4 protein-coding genes and 1 pseudogene are annotated in these 4,822 nt (G+C 69.0%); all 5 read left to right on the top strand.

Going from position 1 to position 4,822, the window contains the following annotated elements:
* Positions 1-209: 209 nt before the first annotated feature.
* A complete protein-coding gene (gene argC, locus AC1D1G_RS41840) occupies positions 210-1,265 on the top strand; it encodes an N-acetyl-gamma-glutamyl-phosphate reductase (RefSeq protein WP_280782478.1) in 1,056 nt (351 codons plus the stop codon).
* Positions 1,262-2,506, top strand: a complete 1,245-nt coding sequence (gene argJ / locus AC1D1G_RS41845) for a bifunctional glutamate N-acetyltransferase/amino-acid acetyltransferase ArgJ (RefSeq protein WP_477956564.1) — start codon at positions 1,262-1,264, stop codon at positions 2,504-2,506. The genes argC and argJ overlap by 4 nt, the downstream gene beginning before the upstream one ends.
* Complete coding sequence (argB, locus tag AC1D1G_RS41850; protein ID WP_477956565.1) at positions 2,503-3,429, top strand: acetylglutamate kinase; 927 nt, start codon at positions 2,503-2,505, stop codon at positions 3,427-3,429. Before argJ ends, argB begins: the two co-directional genes overlap by 4 nt.
* On the top strand, positions 3,426-4,625 hold the full coding sequence (locus AC1D1G_RS41855) for an acetylornithine transaminase (protein WP_280782476.1): 1,200 nt from the start codon (positions 3,426-3,428) through the stop codon (positions 4,623-4,625). Before argB ends, AC1D1G_RS41855 begins: the two co-directional genes overlap by 4 nt.
* Positions 4,622-4,822, top strand: a pseudogene (locus AC1D1G_RS41860) (ornithine carbamoyltransferase); the annotation flags it as partial. The gene AC1D1G_RS41855 and the pseudogene AC1D1G_RS41860, both read left to right, overlap by 4 nt.

The following is a 4,822-nucleotide window of genomic DNA, read 5'->3' on the forward strand; positions in this document are numbered from 1 at the left end:
CGGTTCGGGACGGCGATGGGCTCCTCCGAACTCGCGCACGACAGCCCGTCGGGGCAGTCGCTGGACGAGGCGTGGGAGAAGCGGGAGAAGGCGGGAAAGGCCAAGCTCGACGAGATTCGGCGGTCGCTCGGCAAGCAGTGACCACGCATTCCGTCCCGTCGAGAGACCGCGGTGTGTATTAGCTTGCATGATGATGCATAATCAATCGTATGACTGAGCACGCGGGAAAACCGATCAGGATTGCCGTCGCCGGCGCGAGCGGATACGCCGGTGGCGAAGTGCTGCGTCTGCTGCTGGGGCACCCGTCGTATGCGGACGGTTCGCTCGTCATCGGCGCGCTCACTGCCGGCGGCAACGCCGGATCGACTCTGGGCTCGCACCATCCGCACCTGCTTCCCCTCGCCGACCGAGTGCTCGAGGACACCACCGTCGAGACGCTCGCCGGACACGACGTGGTGTTTCTCGGTCTGCCGCACGGCAATTCGGCGCAGTACGCGAAGGCGCTGCCCGAGTCCACGGTCATCATCGACTGCGGCGCCGACTTCCGGCTGACGAACGCCGAGGACTGGGAGCGGTACTACAAGAGCCCGCACGCAGGTAGCTGGCCGTACGGACTCCCGGAACTGCCGGGTGCCCGCGAGAAACTCGTCGGCGCCACACGCATCGCCGTCCCCGGGTGCTTCCCGACGGTGTCGAGTCTGGCGATGGCCCCGGCGGTCGCGGCGGGTGTCGTCGAACCGCGGGTCACGATCGTCGCCGTCACCGGTGCCTCCGGCGCGGGCCGCGCACCCAAGGCCGACCTGCTCGGCTCCGAGGTGATGGGTTCGGTCCGTGCCTACGGTGTCGGCGGCGTGCACCGCCACACCCCGGAGATCATCCAGAACCTTTCCGAACTCGCCGGTCAGCGCGTCACCGTGTCGTTCACCCCCGTGCTGGCGCCGATGCCGCGCGGCATCCTCGCCACCTGCACCGCGGCCACCACGGCGTCCGAGGACGAGGTGCGCGCGATCTACGAAAAGGCGTACGCGGACGAGCCGTTCGTGCACGTCCTGCCCCAGGGTGTGCTGCCGCAGACCGGTGCGGTCGTCGGATCGAACGCGGTCCAGATCGCGGTGACGGTCGACGCCGACGCCGGTCAGATCGTCGTGGTCGCGGTGATCGACAACCTTGCGAAGGGCACCGCCGGCGGAGCGGTGCAATCGATGAATCTTGCGCTTGGACTACCCGAGACCGCCGGTCTCTCGACAGTGGGAGTTGCCCCGTGAGCAGTGACAGCACGATCGATCCGCACCCGACCCGGGAGGTCGCCGGCGGCACCCTGGTCCGAACCCAGGGAGTGTCGGGGCCCGCGGGCTTCCGCGCGGCCGGGATCAAGGCGGGTATCAAGGTGAGCGGCAACGCCGACCTGGCTCTCGTCGTCAACGAGGGACCCGAGCTCGCGGCGGCCGGCGTCTTCACCGCGAACAAGGTGAAGGCCGCCCCCGTGCTGTGGTCGCAGCAGGTGCTCACCACGGGCAGGCTGCGCGCCGTCGTGCTCAATTCCGGTGGGGCCAACGCGTGCACGGGTGCGGGCGGGTTCCAGGACGCGCACAAGACGGCCGAGGAAGTGGCATCCGCGCTGAGCAACTGGGGAACCGAGACCGGAGCCGTCGAGGTCGCGGTGTGTTCCACCGGTCTGATCGGCGACCGCCTGCCGATGGAGAAGGTCCTGGCCGGGGTCACGGAGGCGGTGCACGAACTCGCCGGGGGAATCTCGGGTGGCACCGACGCCGCGTACGCGATCATGACCACCGACACGGTGCCGAAGCAGGCCGCCCTGCACCATGCGGACAAGTGGAACGTAGGCGGAATGGCGAAGGGCGCAGGCATGCTGGCCCCCGCGCTGGCGACGATGCTGTGCGTCGTGACGACCGACGCCGTCGCGACCGCGGCGCAACTCGACGCCGCGCTGCGGGCGGCCACCCGGGTGACGTTCGACCGGCTGGACGTCGACGGTGCCACGTCGACCAACGACACGGTGCTGCTGCTCGCGTCCGGTGCGAGCAACGTGACACCGACCCAGGACGAACTGAATGCGGCCGTGACGGCCGTCTGCGACGATCTGGCCGATCAGATGATGGCCGACGCGGAGGGCGTCACCAAGCGGGTGCGGATCACGGTCCGCGGCGCGGTCAGCGAGGACGACGCCCTGATCGGCGCCCGGACGGTGGCGCGGGACAGTCTCGTCAAGACGGCGCTGTTCGGATCCGACCCCAACTGGGGCCGGGTACTCGCCGCCATCGGCATCGCGCCGATCGAACTGGACCCCGACACGATCTCGGTGTCGTTCAACGGCGCCCCCGTCTGCATCGACGGCGTCGGCGCACCGGGTGCGCGGGACGTGGACCTGAGCGACATCGACATCTCCCTGGACATCGACCTCGGTCTGGGCGAGCACGCCGTGACCATCCGGACCACCGACCTGTCGCACGCGTATGTCGAAGAGAACTCGGCGTATTCGTCATGACAGCGACCAGCGAGGCACTCAGCGGCATCACCGATCACCAGAAGGCGCACGTCCTGGCGGAGGCTCTGCCGTGGCTGCAGCAGTTCCGTGACAAGGTCGTCGTCGTGAAGTACGGCGGCAACGCCATGGTCGACGACGCGCTGAAGACGGCGTTCGCGGCCGACATGGCGTTCCTGCGGACGGTCGGAATTCAGCCGGTCGTCGTGCACGGCGGCGGCCCCCAGATCAATGCCATGCTCGGAAAGCTCGGCATGACAGGCGAATTCAAGGGCGGCTTCCGCGTCACCACTCCCGAGGTCATGGACGTCGTCCGGATGGTGCTGTTCGGTCAGGTCGGCCGCGAACTGGTCGGACTGATCAACGCGCACGGACCGTACGCCGTCGGCATCTCCGGTGAGGACGCGCACCTGTTCACCGCCACCAAGCGCACCGTGATGGTCGAGGGCACGCCGACCGACATCGGTCTCGTCGGCGACGTCACGACGGTGAACCCGGAGGCCGTCCTGGATCTGATCCGTGCGGGCCGAATTCCCGTGGTGTCCACCATCGCCCCCGACTCGGACGGTGTGGTGCACAACATCAACGCCGACACCGCCGCCGCCGCGCTCGCCGAGGCCATCGGCGCCGAGAAGCTCGTGGTCCTCACGGATGTCGAAGGGCTGTACACGAACTGGCCGGACCGCGATTCGCTGGCCACCGAGATCGACGTGGACGCGCTCGCGCAACTGCTGCCCACCCTCGACGCCGGCATGGTGCCCAAGATGGAGGCCTGCCTGCGCGCCGTCCGCGGCGGCGTGCCCACCGCGCACGTCATCGACGGCCGCGTCGCCCATTCCGTTCTGCTCGAACTGTTCACCGGCGAGGGCATCGGCACGATGGTCACGCCCGGCCCGACTTCACCTACCGAGGGAGTTGCCTCATGACCGGAACCCCGGAACTCCAGCAGCGCTGGTCCGGCGCTCTGATGAACACGTACGGCGTCCCCCGGGTGGCACTGACGCGTGGTCAGGGAGCGGTGCTGACCGACGCCGACGGCAAGGAGTACGTCGACTTCCTCGCCGGCATCGCCGTCAACATCCTCGGGCACGCGCACCCGGCGATCATCGAGGCCGTCACGACGCAGTTGTCGACCCTCGGGCACGTGTCGAACCTGTACGCCAGCGAGCCGGCGATCGAACTGGCCGAGAAGCTGCTTTCCCACCTGGGCGCCCCCGGACGTGTCTTCCTGTGCAATTCCGGCACCGAGGCCAACGAGGCGGCGTTCAAGCTCGCGCGGGCCACGGGCCGATCGAAGATCATCGCCGCGGAGAACTCCTTTCACGGCCGGACGATGGGTGCTCTCGCGCTCACCGGCCAGGCCGCCAAGCGCGCGCCGTTCGAGCCGATGCCCCCGGGTGTCGAGCACGTGCCGTACGGCGATCTCGACGCACTCGATCGCGCCGTCGACGCCGACACCGCTGCCGTGTTCCTGGAGCCGATGATGGGTGAGGGCGGTGTCGTCGTTCCGCCGGAGGGATACCTCGCGGGCGCACGGCGGATTACCGCCGATCGCGGCGCCCTGCTCGTGCTCGACGAAGTGCAGACCGGGATCGGGCGCACGGGCTGGTTCTACGCACACCAGGCGGTCGGGATCGTGCCCGACGTCATGACCCTCGCGAAGGGTCTCGGTGGCGGGATGCCGATCGGCGCGTGCATCGCGACCGGCGCGGCCGCGGACCTGTTCGGGCCGGGCAAGCACGGCACGACGTTCGGCGGGAACCCCGTCTGCGCGTCGGCGGCGCTCGCCGTGCTGCGGACGATCGCCGAGGACGACCTCATCTCCCGCGCCGACACGCTCGGCAAGTCGCTGTCGGCCGGCATCGAAGGTCTCGGACATCCGCTGATCGACCACGTTCGCGGCGCCGGGCTGCTGCTCGGCATCGTCCTGACCCAGGACGTGGCCCCCGCGGTGGAGAACAGCGCGCGCGAGGCCGGATACCTGATCAACGCCGCGCAACCGGGCGTCGTCCGGCTGGCTCCGCCCCTGGTCCTCACGGACGATCAGGCCGAAGGTTTCGTCGCGGCGCTGCCCGCGATTCTCGACAACGCGCAATCGGCCGCTCAGCCGGGAAAGCAGTGACGACCGTGGTGAAACATTTTCTCCGGGACGACGACCTCACCCCTGCACAGCAGGCCGAAGTCCTCGAACTCGCCGCCAGGCTGAAGAAGGCTCCGTTCGCGGAGCGTCCGCTCGAAGGCCCCCGTGGGGTCGGCGTGATCTTCGAGAAGAATTCGACGCGCACCCGGTTCTCGTTCGAGATGGGCATCGCGCAGCTC

This window comes from Rhodococcus sp. P3_B8, assembly GCF_056402775.1.

Coding starts and splice junctions, on each gene's coding strand:
- argB (WP_477956565.1), top strand. CDS start 2,503: ATGACAGCGACCAGCGAGGCACTCAGCGGCATCACCGATCACCAGAAG.
- AC1D1G_RS41855 (WP_280782476.1), top strand. CDS start 3,426: ATGACCGGAACCCCGGAACTCCAGCAGCGCTGGTCCGGCGCTCTGATG.
- argC (WP_280782478.1), top strand. CDS start 210: ATGACTGAGCACGCGGGAAAACCGATCAGGATTGCCGTCGCCGGCGCG.